Genomic DNA, 19301 nt, shown 5'->3' with positions numbered 1-19301 from the left:
GATGCTTCCATAGCCACCTTCCAAAATAGATAGAAGCACTTTTCGTGTATTCCGGTCTCATCCGGTACAGTGCAGGCTGCTGAACTATTGCCCGGTTCTTTAATTGAACCGGGCAACTTCCGGGCAACCTTTTGCCATACTTATGGATTCATTATTTCTTCATAACCTTCGATGAGATCGGTCACTACTGAAGGATCAGCCAGTGTCGAAGTGTCGCCGAGGTTCGAAGTATCGCCTTCTACGATCTTGCGCAGGATACGGCGCATGATCTTACCGCTGCGGGTCTTGGGCAGGGAGGGAGCGAACTGGATCACTTCCGGTGCTGCCAGAGGGCCGATCTCCTTGCGGACGTGCATGCGCAGGTCTTTGATCAGGTCATCGTCTTCGTCGTATTCAGCCTTGAGGGTTACGTAGGCGTAGATGGACTGGCCTTTTACCTCGTGAGGCATACCAACAACTGCCGCTTCGGATGTTGCCGGGTGTGAAACCAGTGCGGATTCGATTTCAGCGGTTCCGAGCCTGTGGCCGGAAACGTTGATAACGTCATCTACGCGGCCCATGATCCAGAAGTATCCGTCTTCATCCCTGCGTGCTCCGTCGCCGGATTCGTATACGCCGGGGAAGCCTTCAAAGTACTGCTGCTTGAATCGCTCCTTGTTGCCCCAGACACCGCGGAGCATACCGGGCCACGGTTTACGGATAACGAGGAAACCGCCTTCGTTGGGACCGACTTCTTCGCCGTGGCGGTCCACAATTGCCGCATCAATACCGGGCAGCGGGAGGGTGGCCGAGCCGGGCTTGAGCGGGGTGGCGTAGGGCAGGGGAGAAAGGACATGTCCGCCTGTTTCCGTCTGCCACCAGGTATCAACGATGGGCAGTTTCTCAGCACCGATGTTCTCGTGGTACCACATCCATGCTTCGGGGTTGATGGGCTCACCAACTGTGCCGAGAATGCGCAGGCTGGAGAGATCGTATTTCTTGGTCCACTGGTCGCCTTCACGCATGAGGGCGCGGATGGCGGTGGGGGCGGTGTAGAAGATATTTACCCTGAACTTTTCGCAGACCTGCCAGAATCTTGCCGGATCCGGGTAAGTGGGCACGGATTCGAACATGATGCTGGTAGCACCGAGTGCCAGAGGTCCATAAACAATATATGAGTGTCCGGTTACCCAGCCGATGTCGGCGGTGCACCAGTGTACGTCATTGTCTTTGAGATCGAATACCCACTGGCAGGTGTGTGCTGCGTAGGTCATGTAGCCGCCGGTGGTGTGGAAAACGCCTTTGGGCTTGCCGGTACTGCCTGAGGTATAGAGGATGAAGAGCGGGTCTTCGGAATCCATCAGCTCGTAGGGGCAGTTGTCGGTAATATCCGGGTCTTCCATGAGTTCGCCCCAAAGGCGGTCACGGCCTTCGACCATTTCAATTTCATTGTTTGCTCTGGGAACAACAATGCACTGCTCAACAGAGGGACATTCTTTGAGAGCTTCATCGGTGTTGGGCTTGAGCGGGATTTTTCTTCCGCCGCGCAGAACGCCGTCACCGGTGATGTGAATTTTTGCGCCGCAGTCATTGATGCGGTCACGCAGGCTGTTGGAACTGAAACCTGCAAAAATGATGGAGTGGGGTGCGCCGATGCGGGTACAGGCCAGCATGGCGATAGCCAGCTCAGGGATCATGGGCAGATAGATGGAGACACGGTCGCCTTTCTGTACGCCCAGTTTCTTGAGTACGTTGGCAAAACGGCATACTTCGCGGTGAAGCATATCGTAGGTGTAAACTTTTACTTCATGGTCTTCTTCGCCCTGCCAGATGAGTGCAGCCTTGTTGCGGCGTCCGTTTTCAATGTGGCGGTCAAGGCAGTTGGCGGAGGCGTTGAGCTTGCCGCCTTCGAACCATTTAATTTCCGGCTTGTCGAAATCATAATCAAGAACATTGTCCCACTTCTTATCCCAGGTGAGCAGTTCGTCAGCGCGTTCGGCCCAGAACCCTTCCATATCGTTAATGGAACGGTCATAGATGGCCTTGTATTCTTCAAGGCTTTTCACGCATGCGCCGGGGAAATCGGCAGGAGGATTAAAGAGCCTGTTTTCTTTGGAGAGACTTTCAATTTTTTGTTCTTCAGTCATTAGGTGGCCTCCTGAGGTCTTTTTTTTAAGTGCATGTGTAAGCAGAAAATTTTTACCGGATGTTTAGAGTTATATACATTTTTCCCTTTGCATGCACATGCTTTTCGATAAACGGCGCAAGAAAATCACTTAACGGGAGTAAAAACCGTTTGGCGGAAAGTTCGTGCCGTTTACCCGCCGAAGATACCGTTTGCTGTGAGTGGCTTTGTCTGCCCAGTTAAGGTATACCCTTAAAAAGATGGCAAATTACTAAACCAAAGCGGCGAAGCCCTATTAAAAGTTTTTGGGATTCTTAAACCCTTTTTACAAAAAGGGTTTAAGCTCCCGGAGGGCCGCCGGAGGCATCTATATATGAAAGCGCTAGTCATTAATCTTACCAGATTCGGGGACCTCTTACAGACCCAGCCGGTAATCACTGCCCTTGCTGATCAGGGCTATGAAGTCGGGGTCATGTGTTTGAAAAATTTTGCCGGGACAACCCAGTTGTTGCGTAATGTTGCGCGGACTTTTTCCCTGCCCGGAGCATCGCTCTTGGCTTCCCTTGATCGGGACTGGCGTGTGGCCGTCAATATCTTTGAATCATATTGTGCTGAAATTGAAGAATCCTTTGATCCGGAACTGGTCATAAACCTGACTCCGTCTGTCTCCTCCCGGCTGATTTCCCTCAGGCTCGGCAAGGGCCGCGAAGTGCGTGGCTTTGCCATGGACGATTTCGGCTTCAATGCCGACACCTCACGCTGGGCCGGATTCCTGCAGATGGCATCCGCTAATCGCGGGTCCAGCCCGTTCAATGTGGTTGATCTGTTCAGCAAAGTGGCGGGCATTAATAAACCGGCACCATTTGAATTGGCTGACTCAACACCGGAAATGAAAATTGCAGCCCTTAAGCTGCTGGAAAATCCAGTGCCCGGAGCAGAGGGCTTTGTGGGCTTCCAGCCCGGAGCCAGTGAGGATCGCAGGCGTTGGCCTGTTGAATATTTCAGGAAACTTGGACTTAGATTATGGAAAGAGAAGCGTAGGGTTCCTGTTTTGCTGGGTACTGAAAGTGAGAAGGGACTGGGCGAGCGTATTCTGCAGGGAGCTGAATTCCCGTCCGTCAATCTTATGGGTGGAACATCGTTGCCGGAACTTGCTGCTGTACTGCGTCGCCTTGACTTGCTGGTGACCAATGATACCGGGACAATGCATCTTGCTGCCGGGGCCGGAACCCCGCTGGCAGCTATTTTTCTAGCTACAGCCCAGCCTTGGGATACAGGCCCTGCTGCCGCTAACCTGTGTTGTTTTGAACCTGACCTTGATTGCCACCCCTGTCCTTTCGGGAAGGAGTGTGTTTATGACCATCTCTGCCGCCGGGAAGTTGAACCTGATGCCGTTTTTGGTGCTGTTTCATCTTTTATTGATAGCGGAAGGTGGCCGCTGATTGAAAACAGAGGTGTTAGGGCCTACCTTACCGGGCGTGACGAGAGGGGGATGATTTCCTTGAGCTCTCTTTCCGGGCATGAGCAAAGTGATCGCCATAAGTGGATTATTTTGCAACGTGAACTTTACCGTCGTTTTCTTGACGGCGATGAATTTGTCGAAGCAGAGCTTCCTAAAATAGAGCTTTCCCCTGACATGCGGGCCAGACTGCTCAGTGCGCTTAACAGTTGCCGGGATGTCCTCTTTTTGCTTAGCAAGCAGGCTGTGATTCTTCAGGCTGACCCTATTGAAGCCATGAAAGTGAAATTTTTGGCTAACCTGCAAAAAATACAGGATATATTGTCTTCATGCCCTGAGTTGTCAGTACTTTCTTCCATGTGGATGGTCGAATCCAGAGTCCATGAAAGCATGGATGGACTCATGGAGCAGTTAAATCGCTATATGGTTTTGGTCAGGGCTATATCCGTTTCTGTTGAGTGATGTTGGCATGACTCTTGAAGGAAATAGGGCGTACCGGACCAACCGGAAAAAATTACGTACCTAATTTAGGAGGAGAGTCATTATGATCGTTATCGATGGAACCAAAACTGATCTCGATATCAGAAGCTTTGAAAATCTTGAGCAGGTTTTTGACAAGGTGATGGAAGACGGACACCTTGATGACCGTATTGTTACCGACGTTAAGGTTAACAACGAACCTTTCAGTGAAATTTACCCCAACCAGTCGGAAGATATTGAAACTTCCGAAATCGACAGCCTCGAAATCATCAGCTCATCCGCAGTTGAGATGGCTTCTGCCATCACCCTTGAACTCTACAAGGTCGTGAATATCATGGCCGGCGGCGGCAAGCAGGTAGCTGAACTCTTCAGACAGGCAGACGATGCTGAAGCACTTGAACTTTATCAGGATCTTCTTGATGTAATCAGAGACTTCCTCGGCATGGTCGGTAACCTGCGTGATCATTTTTCCATTAAACAGCACGATGATTTCGAAAAAGTTGTGGAAGATTTTTCCGGTCTTTTCACTGAAATGACCGAAGTCCTTGAAAACGAGGACTGGATTCTGTTGGCTGATTTGCTCGAATATGAATTCCTGCCTTCCGTTGAAAAATGGAAGAATGTTATCTCCATCATTCGCGAGGATCTCAGGGAGGTAGCCAAGAGGTAGACTGTTATGGCCGAAACCTTGGAACTTCTGGATCAGGCTCTTGAAATCGGATACGAAGAGTTGAGATTTCTTGTGGCGGGCGAGGTGGACGATGCCTTTGATGCCGCAGAAAGAAGAGGTGTACTCACCGATAAGGCTCTGGAAACAAAAGAGAGCGTGAGTCTGGATGAAATTCTGGAAAAGCTTAACAAGCTCAAGAACCTGCAAGGGCAGCTTACTACGGAGGCCAAGAAGCTCCATGAATCGCTGCGGCAGGATATAGGGCGGGTTAAGAAGGAAAGTACCCGCTTCAAGGGGTACGGCAGTGCCGCACGCGGCACCCCCTTGATTGCCAATCGTTATATCAACAAGGTTGGATAGATCGCAGGACGATACTTAATACTGTCCTTCTGCGTAACCACGGTACAAATATCCCCCGCTGACTAAGTCGGCGGGGGATTTTTGGCGTTTATGTTTGACTGAGTCAATTAAATTAATTGACTCAGTCAAACATATTATGCAGAGTCAAGGCGAATGATACGAAATAAGCAGGTGCCTAATATGACAATTCATCAGGACTATATTGATAGAGTGCGGCGTTTTAACAGGTTTTATACTCAGGTGTTAGGGCTACTGCACAGTAAGCTGCTTAAGTCTGAGTATTCTTTGGCAGAAGGACGGGTTTTGTTTGAGCTTGGGCAGGTTGAAAAGTCGGTTGCAAAGGATTTGTCAAATGCTCTTCGACTTGATCCGGCCTATCTCAGCAGGATGCTTAGCAGATTCGAGAAGAAGGGATTGATTCTTAAAAAGAAATCATCCGGTGATTCGCGCAGCCAATATCTTTCCCTTACTTCTGCAGGCGAGGCTGAACTTTCCAGATTGCAGGAAATGTCCAATTCTCAGATCGCGGACTCCTTGTGCCGTACCGATGCAGAGCAGCAAAAACAGCTTGTTGCTGCAATGGGGGATATTGAGCGAATTCTCAGTTCCGGAAAATCTCCTACGGAAACTCTGGTCATTCGTTCCCATAAACCAGGTGATATCGGGCTTATCGCATACAAACATGCTGCATTCTATTCGGAACGATATGGTTTCGATGTGACTTTTGATGCCTATGTCGCTTCAGCTCTTTCTGAGTTTGTCCTGAACTATGATCCGGAAAAAGAGCATCTATGGGTTGTGGAAGAAGGGTCAACTCCAGTAGCGTTTATCGCTATTGTAAATGTTGATGATGAGGTTGCCCAGTTGCGCTGGTTTCTGGTGGAACCGCATCTTAGGGGTAATGGTCTCGGCAAGAAACTGCTTAACGAGGCTGTGTGGTTTTGTAGGCGCAGGAATTATAAAAAAGTAATCTTATGGACTGTTGCGAATCTTCAAGTTGCCCGGAAATTATACAGTCGATTTGGTTTTGAGGTCAGCGATACTAAAACCCATGAGATATGGGGGCAGAACCTAACCGAGGAGATGTGGGAATTGCAGCTTTAACGAAGTATAAAATAGGGTGCTCGGCTAACAAACCAAGCACCTTTTTTAAAGTCCATATTTTTATTGGTAGTTAAATTTTTGCCCAGTCAATATTCTGCTCATTCTCATCGCGCATCTTTCCGCTGCGGGTGAACTCCACGCCCATCCGGCAGGTTTGTCCATTCATGTTTTCCATGGAGCGTATTTTGCCCGCATACCAGTATGGCTTGAAAACCTTTTGCCGGAAATTGAACATGAAGATACTGATAAGTACATCATCATCAATATTAAATTTTGACTCCACCAGCACTGGGGATGCGCCGACCCCGATACCTCCGTTGGAGATGTTGATAACCTGATTGTCCTCATGGCCGCTGGAGCGTGGGTCGTATGAATTGACTGCAAGATCGGGAATCCGGTCAGTGAATGTAGTGTCGTCGCTGTCAGGCTTGCCCAGCCAGAGCTTGACCCGGATGAACTGCTGGTCAATGACGCGTTTACGTTTGTGGCGGCGTCTTTTGACCAGTGAAAATTTGACAGGCGGGGTTAGGGTCATCCTGCCGCAGTCACCGGTTTCGCATTCAATGGTATTTATAGTCGATCTGAAGGAGTTTACTTTTCCGGCCGCACTTTGTTCAGGGGGAAACATGAGGATTAACTCTGCTGTGGGACTGAGGCGGGCAATTCCGTTTTCCTCGATAATTTCGACCCTCATATGGTCAGGTTTAACCGCAGTGAGTACTCCTCGGCCGAGTACGTTTTCGTGTTCTCCGGCAGCGGCAATATCCATGATGGTACCGCTGTTTTGGAAGAACTGGACAAAATCCCTTGGACCTTGCGGTTTATGTCTCTTTTTCGGCTTGGGACGCAGCAGCATGAAAGCGAAGATTGCTGCCAGCAGGGCCAGCAGACCCGCTGCCGAAAGAACAAGGTACAGGGTTTCCTGCGGCAGGGTGGTGAGAAATTTTTCAACAGGCCGAACTACTTCCGCCTGAATCAGATCGATGATGTATTGAAAATTAATTTTTTCCATTGTCAAAATTTCCATAGCGACTAATATTATGGTGAAAATATTTTTACCATCTATATATGTATGATCAGTGGCAGAATAATGTCAATGTTACGTAATTGCTGGACTAAGAGGAATATTACGGCTAATCCTCTCCCTGACGTAGGGTTATTATTTCGGTTTTTTACCGGAAATACGTATAAGAGGACACTTTGTCCGTATTGATTAACTATTTGAAAAACAGGGCTGTTTTTAAATGCTCGAAAGAACTTTTTGTCATCTCAAGGGAATTGGAAGCACTACTGAAGCCAAAATCTGGCAGGCTGGCGCGAACAGCTGGAACGACATCCTTGATGGAGTTGCCACGCCCCTTTCCGATGCAAAAATGAATGAATTGGAAAAAGGGTGCGGAGAATCAAAGCAGAAGCTTGAAGAATATGATGCTAACTGGTTCGCTGATCGCCTTCCCGCTTCCGACCAGTGGCGGATGTATTCCCACTTCCGTGATAATGTGGCTTATATTGATATTGAGACCACCGGGACTGATGCCCATAGTTGCGATATTACCACCATCGCGCTTTGGAACGGTAAAGAGATCAAGACCTATGTTCAGGGTAAAAACCTGTACGATTTCGAGGAAGAGATTGCCCGCTATCCTTTGATCGTAAGTTTTAACGGTAAATGTTTTGATGTGCCGTTTATTGAAAAATATTTCGGTATCAAGGTTGATGCTGCTCATATTGACCTTCGTTTTGTTTTCCGTTCTCTGGGAATTACCGGAGGCCTGAAAGGTATTGAGCGTTACTTCGGGATGGATCGCGGTGACGCTGAAGGGCTGGATGGTTATTTCGCTGTTCTGCTTTGGAACGAATATGAGATGAACGGTGATGAACGCGCCCTTGAAACTCTGCTGGCTTACAACGTGCTGGATAGTGTGAATCTGGAAAACCTGATGATCAAGGGCTACAATCTGCACATTGAAAGATTTGCCCAGCACGGACTTGAACCCATTGCCGAAAAGATCGAACCCTTGAACCCTTTTAAGGCTCACCGTGAAGTTGTAGACGGAATCAGGGCTAAATATTCCGGTGAAGGATCATTTCGAAGGTTCTGATTTATAAAAAAGCTGGTGTCATTTTTGCCGCCCGCATGAAATGGAATTTTTTGCCTGCAAGGGCCGTTTTCAATTTTGGAGGCGGCCTTTCTTAATGTTTTTTGAAATAAAATTTGTGTTTTAAATCAGTGTGTTGTTAATTTGTCTAGACTTTTTTTATACGTAATGGCTGTCCTTCTTAACAAATGGGAACGGTCTGTGCATTTCACCGTGCAGTAGGTAAAGCATGCCTCCATGTTTTTAATATATGATGTTCGCAAGGAGTGTTGAAATGCAGGAACAAAGCACAGTTGAGATGGGTAAGATTCACCATGCGTTCATGGGCCCGGAAGAGATGGTCATTGATCCGTCACTATATTCTGACAGTCCTTTGCTGGAGGATGTAGACCGCATGAGCGATCCCTCGGTCAGGATTTCCGATTCCATGATCATGGGAATGGTTCTCAAATTTTTTTATTGCTACGTGCATAAGGGCGGTTTTGATCAGCCCGTATCCCTTGAGGAAGTGAGCAAGCTGTGTGAAATGTTCAGTCGCCATCGTAGCCTTAATGAACCCGATGATGATATTGAGCTGATGAATTATCTGCGTCAGTGGTCTTTCTCCTTGCGTATGCTTGCGGACATCACCAAAACCAGCCATATCATCCGTTCTATCGTCACCCAGAATATTTCTCCCAAGCTCCTTGAACAGGATGAATACGTCGGCTTGGACATTGGAACCGGAACCGGAATCCTGCTTCTGGCTCAGCATATCCATGCCCGCCGCAACGGTTTCAAGAACATCATCCTTTATGGCATTGAATATGATAAGATGGTGGGTTTGCAGAGCTACAAGATTTTTAAGGAACTGGGCATTGCCGAAATTATCCTCGGCGATGCACGTGATGCCAAGAATTACGCTCCGCTGACCAATAAGGTGGTTACCTTTGTCTCCAACGAGACCGTGGCTGCTATGCACCAGCCCCTGCGTCGCGAACATTTTGTTTCCATTTGCAAGACACTGTTCCGCACGCTCGGTAAAAATATTAAGGATGCCGCCTTCTTCCCCGAAGGACTGATCGCTTTCTGCAAGGATTTGAATGTTTCCGTGCTGCTGGCAAAAAATACCGCCTTTCAGGGACCCAAAGAATATCATGATATGAACCTGTTTCCGCAAGGCATCATAATCGAAGGGAATATTGTGCCCCTGCATCAGCTTGGCGAAGAATTGCTGCCCTATCTGTCCGAGTGGGCACAGCGCAGGCTGCCGCGCAGGTGGTAGATTCAACGCTTTACACGACATCATAAATATATAATGATCCGCGCGCCTCGAAAGGGGCGCGCTTTTTTTATTTTGAATGCTTCCGGCTGCTGGGGAAGGGGAACTTTTGGGAAAAGTTGACCTTCCCCAGACCCCATCCCCTCAAAACTTTTTAATAAGCTTCGCATATAGCGCATTAAGACAGCCTTTGACTCAAAAGGCGGCGAAGCCCTATTAAAACTTTTTGGGATTCTTAAACCCTTTTGGAAAAGGGGTTAAGGCCCCGGCGGGGTCGCCGAAGGCAAAAATGTTTTATTCTATGGAGTCTTGCTTGAGTTTCGACCAGTTTAAATTTGACATGCGTCTTGTTTCGGGCATTCGCAGTGCCGGATATGAGGTTCCGACCCCTGTGCAGATTAAGGCGATTCCTGCCGTGCTTCAGGGACGTGATGTCATGGGCCTTGCTCAGACCGGGACTGGCAAGACTGCCGCCTTTGTGCTTCCTGTTTTGCAGCGCTTGCTGGATGCGGAAGCGGAAAAGCGCGGCCCGGTGCGGGTATTGGTTCTTTCTCCCACCCGTGAATTGGCATTGCAAACCCATGAGAGCTTTATTGAACTGGGACGGCAGACCGGAATCCGCAGTGCAGCTGTTTACGGCGGTGCCGGGATCGGCAAGCAGGCCAAGGAAGTCAAGAAAGTCACTGTGGTTAATGCCACTCCCGGAAGGCTGCTTGATCTGCTGGAGCGTGAGGAAATAGACCTTTCCCGCGTGGATACCCTCGTTCTGGATGAAGCGGACCGTATGCTTGATATGGGCTTCATGGATGAAGTGGAAAAGGTTCTCGCAAAGCTTCCTACCAGGCGTCAGAATCTGATGTTCTCCGCCACCATGCCCGATGAAATCAGCAAGCTTTCTAAAAATATTTTGCACGATCCTGAAGTGGTACGGGTTGCGGTGACGGTCAGTGCGGACGGGGTCAGCCAGTTTAGTTGTCCGGTCCCTCTGCATTTGAAACAGAGTTTTCTTAAGGTCTTGCTCAAGGAAATTGAATTTGAGCGGGTACTGGTTTTTGTGCGTACAAAGCGTTGGGCCAGACGGCTTGCCCAGCGTTTGGTCAAAGGCGGTCTGGCTGCTGCGGACCTGCATGGCGATCTTTCCCAGAGCAAGCGCAACCGCACCCTCAGCGGCTTCAAGTTCGGTGATTTTACCGTGCTGGTGGCTACTGACCTCGCTGCACGGGGCATTGACTGCTCAAATATTTCACACGTCATCAACTACGATATGCCGGACAATTTAGAAATTTTTGTCCACCGCACCGGCAGGACCGGGCGGGCTGATGCCAAGGGCACAGCCTATACCTTTGTCGCTGATGAAGATAAGGCGCGGCTCGCTGAGATTGAGGAAGGACTCGGTTACGGATTGGAACTCTTCTATCTGGATACATTTAATTACAATGCTCCCAAGCTTGATTTCTCTGCACCCGTTCCAGATAAAAAGGGCCGCAAAAAGCGCAATACCCAACATAAAAAGTAATAGTTTTATATCTTAAGGCTCCATGATAAAAGGAGCGGATAACATGGATACGGTAATGAAAAAATTTTGGATCACCACCTTAGGTTGTAAGATCAACCAATATGAAAGCGAATCAGTACGCGAACGCTGGTTGCGCATGGGCTATGAGCAGGCTGAAAGTGATGCCGAGGCCCATGAAATCATCATCAATTCCTGTGCTGTGACTCAGGCGGCTCTTCGCGATTTGCGCCAGACCGTGCGTGGTATCAACCGTCGCAACCCTGAAGGGAAGATTATTATCGCCGGATGCGCGGCTCAGGTCTTTGCCAATGAATTGTCCGAGCTTCCCGGTGTTGCCGATGTTATCCCTCAGGAACGTAAATTCGAACTGCTTAAGCTTGACGAACAGCCCGAAGCGACTGACGGCTCCACAATTTTTCAGCCTTTTGAAATCGACGACTACGAACGCTCTCGGGCGGTAGTCAAAGTTCAGGACGGCTGTTCCCACCGTTGTACCTACTGTATCGTACCCATCACCAGAGGGCCTAGTGTAAGCCGTGCTGCTGACGATGTGCTCAAGGAAATTTCCAGACTGCTTGAGGCCGGATTCCGGGAGATGATCATCAGCGGTATTAACTTAAGCCATTACGGGCGTGAGTTCGAAGAGAAGATCGATTTTTGGGATCTCATGGAGCGTATTGAAGATGAATTCGGAGCAGAGTGGGCCGGACTCGCAAGGCTGCGCATCAGCTCCCTTGAACCGGGACAGCTTAAGGAGCGCGCTCTGGAGATTTTTACCAAGTCCAAGTTGATCTGTCCGCAACTGCACCTTTCCCTGCAAAGCGGTGACCGTCAGGTGCTTAAACGTATGGGACGGGGCCACTACAAGCCCGAAGATGTTTTAGTCTTTCTGGATAAGCTTAAGGAAATATGGCCCGTTTTCGGCCTTGGTGCGGATATTTTGACTGGTTTCCCCGGTGAAACCGAGGAAGAGTTTCAAAATACGCTTGAATTTTGCCGTAAACTGCCCCTATCTTATGCGCACGTTTTTCCGTACTCTATACGTCCGGGCACCGCGGCAGCTTCCATGAAAGGACAGATGGACGGCCCGACCAAAAAGGAACGGGGCCGGATTCTGCGTGGACTGGTGGAAGAAAAGAAGCAGGAATTCCTGCAAAAAATTTCAGAAATGGACTCGCTGAAAGTCCTTTTCCAAAACAAAAACAAGGGCATCTGTGAATTCTATTCCACCTGTATTCTGGAAGAAGGATTCGAAAACGAAGTGCCCCGTGATTTAGTAGAAGTAAAACCCGTACGTGCTGACAACGACAGCCTGCTGGTAAAAATAAAATAAATTTAGGAGCAATAAATGCCCGTAAGTATGACCGGATTTGGTCGCGCTGAGACCACCGAAGACAAATGGAGCCATGTTTGGGAAATCCGTAGTGTGAATTCCCGTTTTCTGGACCTGAAATGGCGTCTGCCCAATTCCCTGCGCGGATATGAATCCCGCTGGGAAAAGATTGTCCGTAGATACGGCTCCCGCGGTCGCGTGGACCTTTCCCTGAACCTTGAAGTCTTCAGCACCGAGCTGTTGGGCATTAGCCTGAACCAGCTGCAGGCCAAAGCCATGGTCGACCAGTTGAAAGATATGGCAGCTGCTGACGGCGTGGGATTTACCCCGGATTACAATCGTCTGTTCAATATTTCCGGCCTCTGGCGCGATGCTTCCAGCGAACCTGATCCGCAGATGGCTAAATCCATCAGCGAAGGTCTGGAAAAAGCTCTGGCTAACTGGAAGGAATCCAGAAAAGACGAAGGCGAAGACCTCGTCCGTGATCTTGAAGAGCGCTTTACCCTCCTCAAGGAATACACCGAGCAGGTTAAGGTTAAGGTTCCTGAAATCCTCGAAACCAAGCGCGAAGCCTTGATTGAAAGAGTCAAAGGCAACATGGAAACTCTCGGTGCGGAATACATTGAAGACCGCATGGTACAGGAAGTATCCATCCTGACCGACAAGCTGGATGTTTCCGAAGAGATCACCAGACTTGATGCTCACCTTGAGCGTATTTTTGAAGTCCTGCGTGGCAACAAAGACGCCGGTAAACGCCTTGATTTCCTGTTGCAGGAAACCTTCAGGGAAATCAACACCTGTGGTAACAAGTGTCAGGATTCCGAAGTGAGCAGAGTTGTGGTTGAGTTCAAGGCCGAACTTGAAAAATGTCGTGAACAGGTCCAAAATATTGAGTAATTCGGTAAAATGCAGAAGCAGACTTTATTAAATATCGGTTTTGGTAACTTTGTGGTTTCAAGCCGTGTGATCACCATCGTTAACCCTTCCTCTTCACCCATGCGCAGACTGCGTGAGGATGCCAGACAGGAAGGCCGGTTGGTGGACGCCACTCAGGGCCGTAAGACCCGTTCCATTATTGTTACCGATTCCAACCATGTCATTCTTTCGGCAATTCAGGCGGAAACCATCGGACACCGTTACACTTCCGAGGAGGTTGAAAATGACTGATAGACTTATCCCGGAAAAGAAAGGACAGGTGCTGGTCCTCTGTGCTCCGTCCGGCACCGGGAAAAGTACGCTGGTGAAAAAGCTGCGTGAAGAGTTTCCGCAGATCGGCTTTTCAATTTCCTGCACCACTCGTGATCCGCGTGAAGGTGAAGAGGATGGTAAGGATTATTTCTTTCTGAGTGTTGATGAGTTCAACGAAAAACTGGAAGCCGGGGAATTCGCAGAATGGGCCGAGGTTCATGGTAATTTCTACGGCACTCCGAAAAAGCCCGTTGAGAAGATGCTCTTCAAGGGGATGGATATCCTTTTCGACATTGATTTTCAGGGCTGCATGCAGTTGATGGAATCTATGCCTGATGGAATGTTCGTTTTCCTGATGCCCCCGTCCTACGGTGAATTGCGTAAGCGTCTTGAAGGACGTAACACCGACACCGAGCCGGTCATCAACCGCCGCATGATGAATGCTATGAAGGAAATGGCTTCCGCACCGAAATTTGAGTATTGGATCGTCAACGACGATCTGGATAAAGCTTACGCGGAACTTAAGGCCATCTATCTTGCCGGAAAAAACCGTCCCTGCAGCAATCCGGGACTTCTTGAAAGTATTTTAAGCACTTGGGAGTAATATGTCTGAATTAGTAGTCGCCCTTGATTTTAAAGATGCGCGGAGTGCCATTGAAATGGCAGAAAAAGTACGCGGCGTAGCCCCTTGGGTCAAAGTCGGTCTTGAACTTTTTTGCGCTGAAGGACCTGAGATTATTACCCGTTTTAAAGAAATGGGCTTCAATGTTTTTGTGGACCTGAAATTTTTTGACATTCCCAATACCGTTAAAGGTGCGGTTCGTTCCGCAACTCGTGCCGGAGCCGATATGCTCAGCCTGCACGCCCTTGGCGGCGAACGTATGGCAATTGCAGCCCGCGAAGGCCGTGCTGAAGGTGCAGGTGGAGAAGCAGGCCCGTTGCTCATGGCTATCACCATCCTGACCAGCATGGACGAAGATGACATTCCCTTCCCGGTTCCTGATGGACTCGGCTCTGCTGTGCTTGATCTGGCCCTTGTCTCATCTCAGGCCGGGCTGGACGGTGTGGTCTGCTCCGGGCTGGAAGTGGAAGCCATCAAGGAAAAATGCGGTAAGGATTTTCTGGCCCTGACTCCGGGCATCCGTCCTGCTTCTGTTTCCGATGACCAGCGCAGGGTTGTTACTCCGGCTCAGGCAGTGGAACGCGGTTCCAATTTCCTCGTTGTCGGAAGGCCTATTACCGGCGCGGATGATCCGGCTGAAGCTGCACGCAGGATTGTTGCGGAAATGAATTCCTAAGAGAGGGTTGTTTATGGCTGCCAACCGAATTTCCGGAGTATTCTCGTCCCGAACCGAATCAACTGTCGGTACTGGAACCACCACCCGCCAGTCAGTGCAGAAGACCTACTGGTTTGTGGAAGAGCAGAATACCGGTGCCTTGGATGTGCAGCCACTTAACAGCAACAACGTCCCTTCCGGACCGAAGATGACCGTTGAGCGGGAGAAGTTTCTCGATCACTACCATCCGGAGCCGGAATATTATGCTGAAGTTGTGCGCCCGAGTATGGATGCCCTGAATGGGTCCATTCAACGTGGAGAAGGGCATCGCGTTAATGGCGAAAGCTATAGCGCAGAGTACGAATTCGGGCATGCCATTGATGTGGACGAGGAAAATGTGCGGGCCAATTTTGGCCTCGGTTTGACTTACCTTGAGCGCGGGGAAACTTCCCGTGCCGAGGATGTCTTCCGGCGGCTTGTGGGCATCGGAGCTATTTATGAGCCGCAGCACAAGCACCTGTTCAACGACTTCGGCATCAATTTGCGCCGCAACGGGATGATCGAGCAGGCCCTTGAATATTATCACAAGGCCGAGGAAATCAGTAAGCATGATGAAAACCTTTGCCTGAATATCGCCCGTGCTTATTATGAAAAGGGCGAATTTGATAATTGCATCAACTATATCAAGAAGTCTTTGCAGTTAAATCCTGAATTGGAAGAAGGGATCATGTTCTGGTCCTATCTCAAAGGGATCGGGTATATTTCCGACGACGAAGATGACCTGAAGATTGATATGGATGCTTTTAAGAAGAAACAAGATAAAGACGGTCCCATCATAGATCTTGAGATAGATTTCTAGCCTGAAAATCCACGGAGCCACCAATTGCCTAAAATCTGGAAGCTTAGAAGCGAGGAGGAATTGCCTTCCTCCATATCTGCTATTGCTGATGAACTCGGTATTACCGAACTGCTTGCGGAAATCCTTTGGAATCGTGGTTTTCAGAGCCGTGAAGAAATAGATCTTTTCCTTTCTCCCGGACTGCGCAATCTCTGCCAGCCCAAGGAAATTCCCGGGCTGGAGCTTGCGGCACAGGTTTTGGCAGAAGGCCTTGCAGCAGGTAAGAAAATGGCTGTCTGGGGTGACTATGATGTGGATGGGGTAACCTCCACTGCTGTGGTTAAGACTTTTCTGGCTGACCGCGGTTATGAATGCGACCATTATCTGCCCAACCGTCTGGAGGAAGGCTACGGCCTGAACGTGGACGGAATCAAAAAGCTTCACGAGCAGGGCATAGGCCTGCTGCTGACCGTGGACTGCGGCATCACCAACAATACAGAAATAGCAGCTGCCAATGAGCTGGGCATGACCGTGGTCATTTCCGACCATCACCTTCCCGGCGATGAGCTTCCTCCCGCAGCAGCTATCTGCAACCCCCGCCTCACAGAATACAACGGACAGACCTTTGAAGATTGCCCTTGCGCCACTTTGGCCGGGGTGGGCGTGGCCTTTATGCTCATGGCCCAGCTGAACAGGCTGCTGCCCGGTGATCCTGCTGACGTGCGCGCTTATCTGGATTTTGTTGCCCTCGGAACTATTGCCGATGTGGTTGAGCTTCAAGGACAGAACCGTATTCTGGTCAAGAATGGTCTGCTTCTGCTCAAGGAAGCCAAGCGTCCCGGTTTGGCCGCGCTGAAGGTGGTCAGCGGTTATGACATGTTTGCCGCTATTGGAGCCGGACAGGTCGGTTTCGGTCTGGCCCCGCGTATTAACGCTTCGGGCCGCATGGGTGATCCGGGGCGGGCGCTCCAACTGCTCATGGCTGAAGATATGGAGACCGCACGGCCCATTGCTAAGGTTCTGGATGAGCTGAATACTGAGCGCCGTGCTGAGGAAGATCGCATTCTACAGGAAGCCCTTGCGCAGGCCGAAGAGCATATCAAGAGGGATAGCCGGGCCGGACTGGTTTTGTATTCCAAGAATTGGCATCCGGGCATCATCGGTATTGTGGCCTCGCGCGTAGTAGAAAAATTTTATCGTCCCACGGTTATGCTTTGTGAAGAGGACGGAGTCGTCAAGGGATCAGCCCGTTCCATCAAGGAATTCCATATTCACGAAGGTCTGACCACCATGTCCGAGCTTTTCCTGAATTTCGGAGGGCACAAGCTGGCTGCGGGTATGTCCTTCAAAGCGGACTTGCTTTCCGAATTCCGCGAGCGTTTTGATCAGTCTGTTATCGACAAGATCGGTTCCAAGCCGTTAAAGGCTTCACTAAAGGTGGACCGGGAATTGCCGCTGGAAAATATCGATTACGTGCTGCTCAAGGAACTGGAACTTATGCAGCCTTTCGGCATGGGCAATCCGGAACCTGTCTTTACCACACCTCCGGTGGAGGTCTTGGAGCGCAGGCCCATGGGTAAAGCTCACGTCAAGCTTACCGTCACCGATCTGGAAAAGAGCCGCAAGATGCCCGCCAAGGCTTGGCGCATGGCCGAAGAACTCGGCTCAGAACTGATCGGTTCTACCATGCGTTTCGCTTTCTCGCCCAAGATCGACAAGTTCAACGGAATCCCTACTATTGAACTTACTATTAAGGATTACACTCGAAGAATGAAGAAGTGAGCTGATGCGTTGGCGCGCGTTGTCGATTTGATTTCGCCTTCGGCGGCTTAAACCTTCTATTAAGGCTTCGCCTAGGCTTTTTTTTAGCTCAACCTTTCGATATCTATAAATTCTGTAGTCGCGGTATGGACTTTAAACCTGTGGCCGTTGATTTCGATCAGCGGGGTTCCCAGTGGAATTTCCATGGTCTGGCGGTTGACCACCTTGGGGCGGCTGCCGCCTTCCAGATGGCGGATTTCAAAGAGGATGGTCATACCTTTTTTGCCTACAAATCTGATCACATAATGGTGTTCTGAATCTGGTAGAACGTTGGTTCTGATCACTTTTTTGAAGCGCAGTTTTTTCGGGGTTATTTCTGCCTGTACTTTCCTGAAAACATTCTTCCTGTCCGTGGGGACGAACATAGTCGGGGAAAGGGTCCCGTCTTCATTCAGCGTTCCGAAAAATGAATCCAGCAGGACAACTCCTCCGGGTTGGGATGATTCCAAAATTTCATAAGTTACGTTGGAATATCCGTTTATGGTCAGGGGAGGATTCTGATCCCTTGTCAGCAATATAATTTTGAAATCACGGGTGGCCTGCATTTTGGGCAGGGTGATGATTTCCTCATCATATTGCAGGAAACGAAGGATATCCGCTCCGGCCGGATAGGAAATCCGGGTCCCGGTGGGCATGCTCTGAGAACGGACCTTGCGCAGTTTGCATTTGTCCGGTTGTCTGGTCAGACTTATATTCAGCCTTACTTCCCTTTTGCCCAGCGGTGCTTTCTCCTTGGCAATTTCAATTGGAAGAGGGGGCACCGGAGGTACGATGATCTTCGGCTGCTGCTTACATCCTGCGAGTAGGCAGAAGCTTAAGCAGATGATAAAGGCTGAGACTGTTCTTTGCATCTTATGATCCGAAATTATCCATGGCATATTGAATCCGTTCTGTTTCGGTGTGCAGGTCCTGATGGACTCTATCGACTTCGTCCAATCTGTGTTGCAGGCCGCATTTATTGGCAACCTGAATTGCCAGACCGGGACGTGCGTTAAGTTCAAGAATCAGCGGTCCCAGATTTTTATCCAGCACGATGTCTACGCCGAGGTAGCCCAGCCCTGTCACGCTGTAACCCAATGCGGCCTGCTTGAGCAGTTCCGGCCAGTCCGGGATTGCAACTCCGGCAATGGGATGCAGGGTATCAGGGTGATGGGTGCAGTTATCGTTCTTCCATACCGCACTGGTGGTCATACCGGAGCACATGTCTATTCCACAGCCCATAGCCCCCTGATGCAGGTTCGCTTTGCCGTCCGATTCCCTGGTAGGCAGGCGGAGCATGGCCATAACCGGGATGCCTTTATAGACAATGATCCTTATGTCCGGAACTCCCTGATAAGCGATGTTTTTGAATACCGGAGCAAACTGGACGCAGTATTCAACCATAGCCTTGTCCGGCATTCCGCCAAGGCTGTACATCCCGCTGAGGATATTTGAAATATGGAAAGAAATGGCATCCTCGGCAACCAGCGAATCATCCGGTTTGCGGAAACGTGGGCCGAGCTTTCCGGTAATGACCAGAATACCGTTTCCCCCGGCTCCCCGAGCAGGCTTAACCACAAATGAATCGTGGGTTTGCAGCAGTTGCGGGAGCCGTTTTAGTTCGTGCTGGGCCTGAAATACTCCGTAAAGTTCCGGGACGTTGAGCCCCGCTGACTGAGTAAGTTCCTTGGTGGTGATCTTGTCATCAACCAGCGGGTAAAGTTTACGCGGGTTGTTGGGCAGCACATATGCGCCGTTGCGCCCGTTGAGCCCCACTACTCCGATTTTTTTCAGTTTGCCGAACCAGCCCAT

The 19301-nt window shown here is 49.7% G+C and carries 18 protein-coding genes; 14 read left to right on the top strand and 4 right to left on the bottom strand.

Annotation, left to right across the window (positions count from 1 at the left end):
• Nucleotides 1-140: 140 nt before the first annotated feature.
• Entirely contained in the window at nt 141-2126 is a 1986-nt protein-coding gene (gene acs / locus ACO05Z_RS14460) for an acetate--CoA ligase (protein WP_421902880.1), read from the bottom strand.
• Between the two features lie 351 nt (nt 2127-2477).
• On the opposite strand from acs, the gene ACO05Z_RS14455 reads away from it, so the two are divergent.
• The 4 genes from ACO05Z_RS14455 (at nt 2478) to ACO05Z_RS14440 (ending at nt 6177) form a co-directional block, all read left to right on the top strand.
• Complete coding sequence (locus tag ACO05Z_RS14455; protein ID WP_421902879.1) at nt 2478-4025, top strand: glycosyltransferase family 9 protein; 1548 nt, start codon at nt 2478-2480, stop codon at nt 4023-4025.
• A gap of 82 nt (nt 4026-4107) precedes the next feature.
• Nucleotides 4108-4713: a hypothetical protein gene (locus ACO05Z_RS14450; protein WP_421902878.1), complete on the top strand. Its 606-nt coding sequence runs from the start codon at nt 4108-4110 to the stop codon at nt 4711-4713.
• Between the two features lie 6 nt (nt 4714-4719).
• Nucleotides 4720-5073, top strand: coding sequence for a hypothetical protein (locus tag ACO05Z_RS14445; protein WP_421902877.1), 354 nt, complete (start codon nt 4720-4722; stop codon nt 5071-5073).
• A 180-nt stretch (nt 5074-5253) separates the two neighbouring features.
• Nucleotides 5254-6177, top strand: coding sequence for a bifunctional helix-turn-helix transcriptional regulator/GNAT family N-acetyltransferase (locus ACO05Z_RS14440; RefSeq protein ID WP_421902875.1), 924 nt, complete (start codon nt 5254-5256; stop codon nt 6175-6177).
• A gap of 70 nt (nt 6178-6247) precedes the next feature.
• Here ACO05Z_RS14440 and ACO05Z_RS14435 read toward each other — a convergent pair whose 3' ends face one another.
• Complete coding sequence (locus ACO05Z_RS14435) at nt 6248-7189, bottom strand: PilZ domain-containing protein (protein ID WP_421902874.1); 942 nt, start codon at nt 7187-7189, stop codon at nt 6248-6250.
• 232 nt (nt 7190-7421) lie between these two features.
• Here ACO05Z_RS14435 and ACO05Z_RS14430 point away from each other — a divergent pair, with 232 nt between their 5' ends.
• The 10 genes from ACO05Z_RS14430 to recJ all read left to right on the top strand — a co-directional run bounded on the left by ACO05Z_RS14430 (nt 7422) and on the right by recJ (nt 17471).
• Nucleotides 7422-8279 carry a ribonuclease H-like domain-containing protein gene (locus tag ACO05Z_RS14430; RefSeq protein ID WP_421902872.1) on the top strand — a complete coding sequence of 286 codons (858 nt, stop codon included), beginning with the start codon at nt 7422-7424 and terminating at the stop codon, nt 8277-8279.
• A gap of 271 nt (nt 8280-8550) precedes the next feature.
• Entirely contained in the window at nt 8551-9540 is a 990-nt protein-coding gene (locus ACO05Z_RS14425) for a class I SAM-dependent methyltransferase (protein ID WP_421902871.1), read from the top strand.
• Between the two features lie 310 nt (nt 9541-9850).
• The gene (locus ACO05Z_RS14420; RefSeq protein WP_421902870.1) at nt 9851-11053 is read left to right on the top strand and encodes a DEAD/DEAH box helicase; all 1203 of its coding nucleotides are present in this window, start codon (nt 9851-9853) and stop codon (nt 11051-11053) included.
• A gap of 55 nt (nt 11054-11108) precedes the next feature.
• Nucleotides 11109-12386 (top strand): tRNA (N(6)-L-threonylcarbamoyladenosine(37)-C(2))-methylthiotransferase MtaB, encoded by a 1278-nt coding sequence (mtaB, locus tag ACO05Z_RS14415; RefSeq protein WP_421902869.1) that lies wholly within the window; start codon nt 11109-11111, stop codon nt 12384-12386.
• Nucleotides 12387-12401: 15 nt separating this feature from the next.
• Complete coding sequence (locus tag ACO05Z_RS14410) at nt 12402-13283, top strand: YicC/YloC family endoribonuclease (RefSeq protein WP_421902868.1); 882 nt, start codon at nt 12402-12404, stop codon at nt 13281-13283.
• A 9-nt stretch (nt 13284-13292) separates the two neighbouring features.
• Nucleotides 13293-13553: a DUF370 domain-containing protein gene (locus ACO05Z_RS14405; RefSeq protein WP_015852687.1), complete on the top strand. Its 261-nt coding sequence runs from the start codon at nt 13293-13295 to the stop codon at nt 13551-13553.
• Entirely contained in the window at nt 13546-14178 is a 633-nt protein-coding gene (gmk, locus tag ACO05Z_RS14400) for a guanylate kinase (RefSeq protein WP_421902867.1), read from the top strand. The genes ACO05Z_RS14405 and gmk overlap by 8 nt, the downstream gene beginning before the upstream one ends.
• A 1-nt stretch (nt 14179) precedes the next feature.
• On the top strand, nt 14180-14872 hold the full coding sequence (gene pyrF / locus ACO05Z_RS14395) for an orotidine-5'-phosphate decarboxylase (RefSeq protein WP_421902866.1): 693 nt from the start codon (nt 14180-14182) through the stop codon (nt 14870-14872).
• A gap of 13 nt (nt 14873-14885) precedes the next feature.
• Complete coding sequence (locus tag ACO05Z_RS14390; RefSeq protein WP_421902865.1) at nt 14886-15710, top strand: tetratricopeptide repeat protein; 825 nt, start codon at nt 14886-14888, stop codon at nt 15708-15710.
• 24 nt (nt 15711-15734) lie between these two features.
• Nucleotides 15735-17471, top strand: coding sequence for a single-stranded-DNA-specific exonuclease RecJ (recJ, locus tag ACO05Z_RS14385; RefSeq protein WP_421902864.1), 1737 nt, complete (start codon nt 15735-15737; stop codon nt 17469-17471).
• A gap of 83 nt (nt 17472-17554) precedes the next feature.
• Here recJ and ACO05Z_RS14380 read toward each other — a convergent pair whose 3' ends face one another.
• Together ACO05Z_RS14380 and ACO05Z_RS14375 are read right to left on the bottom strand one after the other, a co-directional pair.
• The gene (locus ACO05Z_RS14380; RefSeq protein ID WP_421902863.1) at nt 17555-18361 is read right to left on the bottom strand and encodes a hypothetical protein; all 807 of its coding nucleotides are present in this window, start codon (nt 18359-18361) and stop codon (nt 17555-17557) included.
• A gap of 1 nt (nt 18362) precedes the next feature.
• The gene (locus tag ACO05Z_RS14375) at nt 18363-19301 is read right to left on the bottom strand and encodes an alpha-L-glutamate ligase-like protein (RefSeq protein WP_421902862.1); all 939 of its coding nucleotides are present in this window, start codon (nt 19299-19301) and stop codon (nt 18363-18365) included.

The sequence above is a fragment of the Maridesulfovibrio sp. genome (assembly GCF_965230075.1).
In the GTDB taxonomy this organism is placed as follows: Bacteria; Desulfobacterota; Desulfovibrionia; order Desulfovibrionales; family Desulfovibrionaceae; genus Maridesulfovibrio.
The sequence above is the reverse complement of the archived record's forward strand: the minus strand, read 5'-3'. Positions and strand labels throughout refer to the sequence as shown.

Coding starts and splice junctions, on each gene's coding strand:
- acs (WP_421902880.1), bottom strand. CDS start 2,126: ATGACTGAAGAACAAAAAATTGAAAGTCTCTCCAAAGAAAACAGGCTC.
- ACO05Z_RS14455 (WP_421902879.1), top strand. CDS start 2,478: ATGAAAGCGCTAGTCATTAATCTTACCAGATTCGGGGACCTCTTACAG.
- ACO05Z_RS14450 (WP_421902878.1), top strand. CDS start 4,108: ATGATCGTTATCGATGGAACCAAAACTGATCTCGATATCAGAAGCTTT.
- ACO05Z_RS14445 (WP_421902877.1), top strand. CDS start 4,720: ATGGCCGAAACCTTGGAACTTCTGGATCAGGCTCTTGAAATCGGATAC.
- ACO05Z_RS14440 (WP_421902875.1), top strand. CDS start 5,254: ATGACAATTCATCAGGACTATATTGATAGAGTGCGGCGTTTTAACAGG.
- ACO05Z_RS14435 (WP_421902874.1), bottom strand. CDS start 7,189: ATGGAAAAAATTAATTTTCAATACATCATCGATCTGATTCAGGCGGAA.
- ACO05Z_RS14430 (WP_421902872.1), top strand. CDS start 7,422: ATGCTCGAAAGAACTTTTTGTCATCTCAAGGGAATTGGAAGCACTACT.
- ACO05Z_RS14425 (WP_421902871.1), top strand. CDS start 8,551: ATGCAGGAACAAAGCACAGTTGAGATGGGTAAGATTCACCATGCGTTC.
- mtaB (WP_421902869.1), top strand. CDS start 11,109: ATGAAAAAATTTTGGATCACCACCTTAGGTTGTAAGATCAACCAATAT.
- ACO05Z_RS14410 (WP_421902868.1), top strand. CDS start 12,402: ATGCCCGTAAGTATGACCGGATTTGGTCGCGCTGAGACCACCGAAGAC.
- ACO05Z_RS14405 (WP_015852687.1), top strand. CDS start 13,293: ATGCAGAAGCAGACTTTATTAAATATCGGTTTTGGTAACTTTGTGGTT.
- gmk (WP_421902867.1), top strand. CDS start 13,546: ATGACTGATAGACTTATCCCGGAAAAGAAAGGACAGGTGCTGGTCCTC.
- pyrF (WP_421902866.1), top strand. CDS start 14,180: ATGTCTGAATTAGTAGTCGCCCTTGATTTTAAAGATGCGCGGAGTGCC.
- ACO05Z_RS14390 (WP_421902865.1), top strand. CDS start 14,886: ATGGCTGCCAACCGAATTTCCGGAGTATTCTCGTCCCGAACCGAATCA.
- ACO05Z_RS14380 (WP_421902863.1), bottom strand. CDS start 18,361: ATGCAAAGAACAGTCTCAGCCTTTATCATCTGCTTAAGCTTCTGCCTA.
- ACO05Z_RS14375 (WP_421902862.1), bottom strand. CDS start 19,301: ATGGGCTGGTTCGGCAAACTGAAAAAAATCGGAGTAGTGGGGCTCAAC.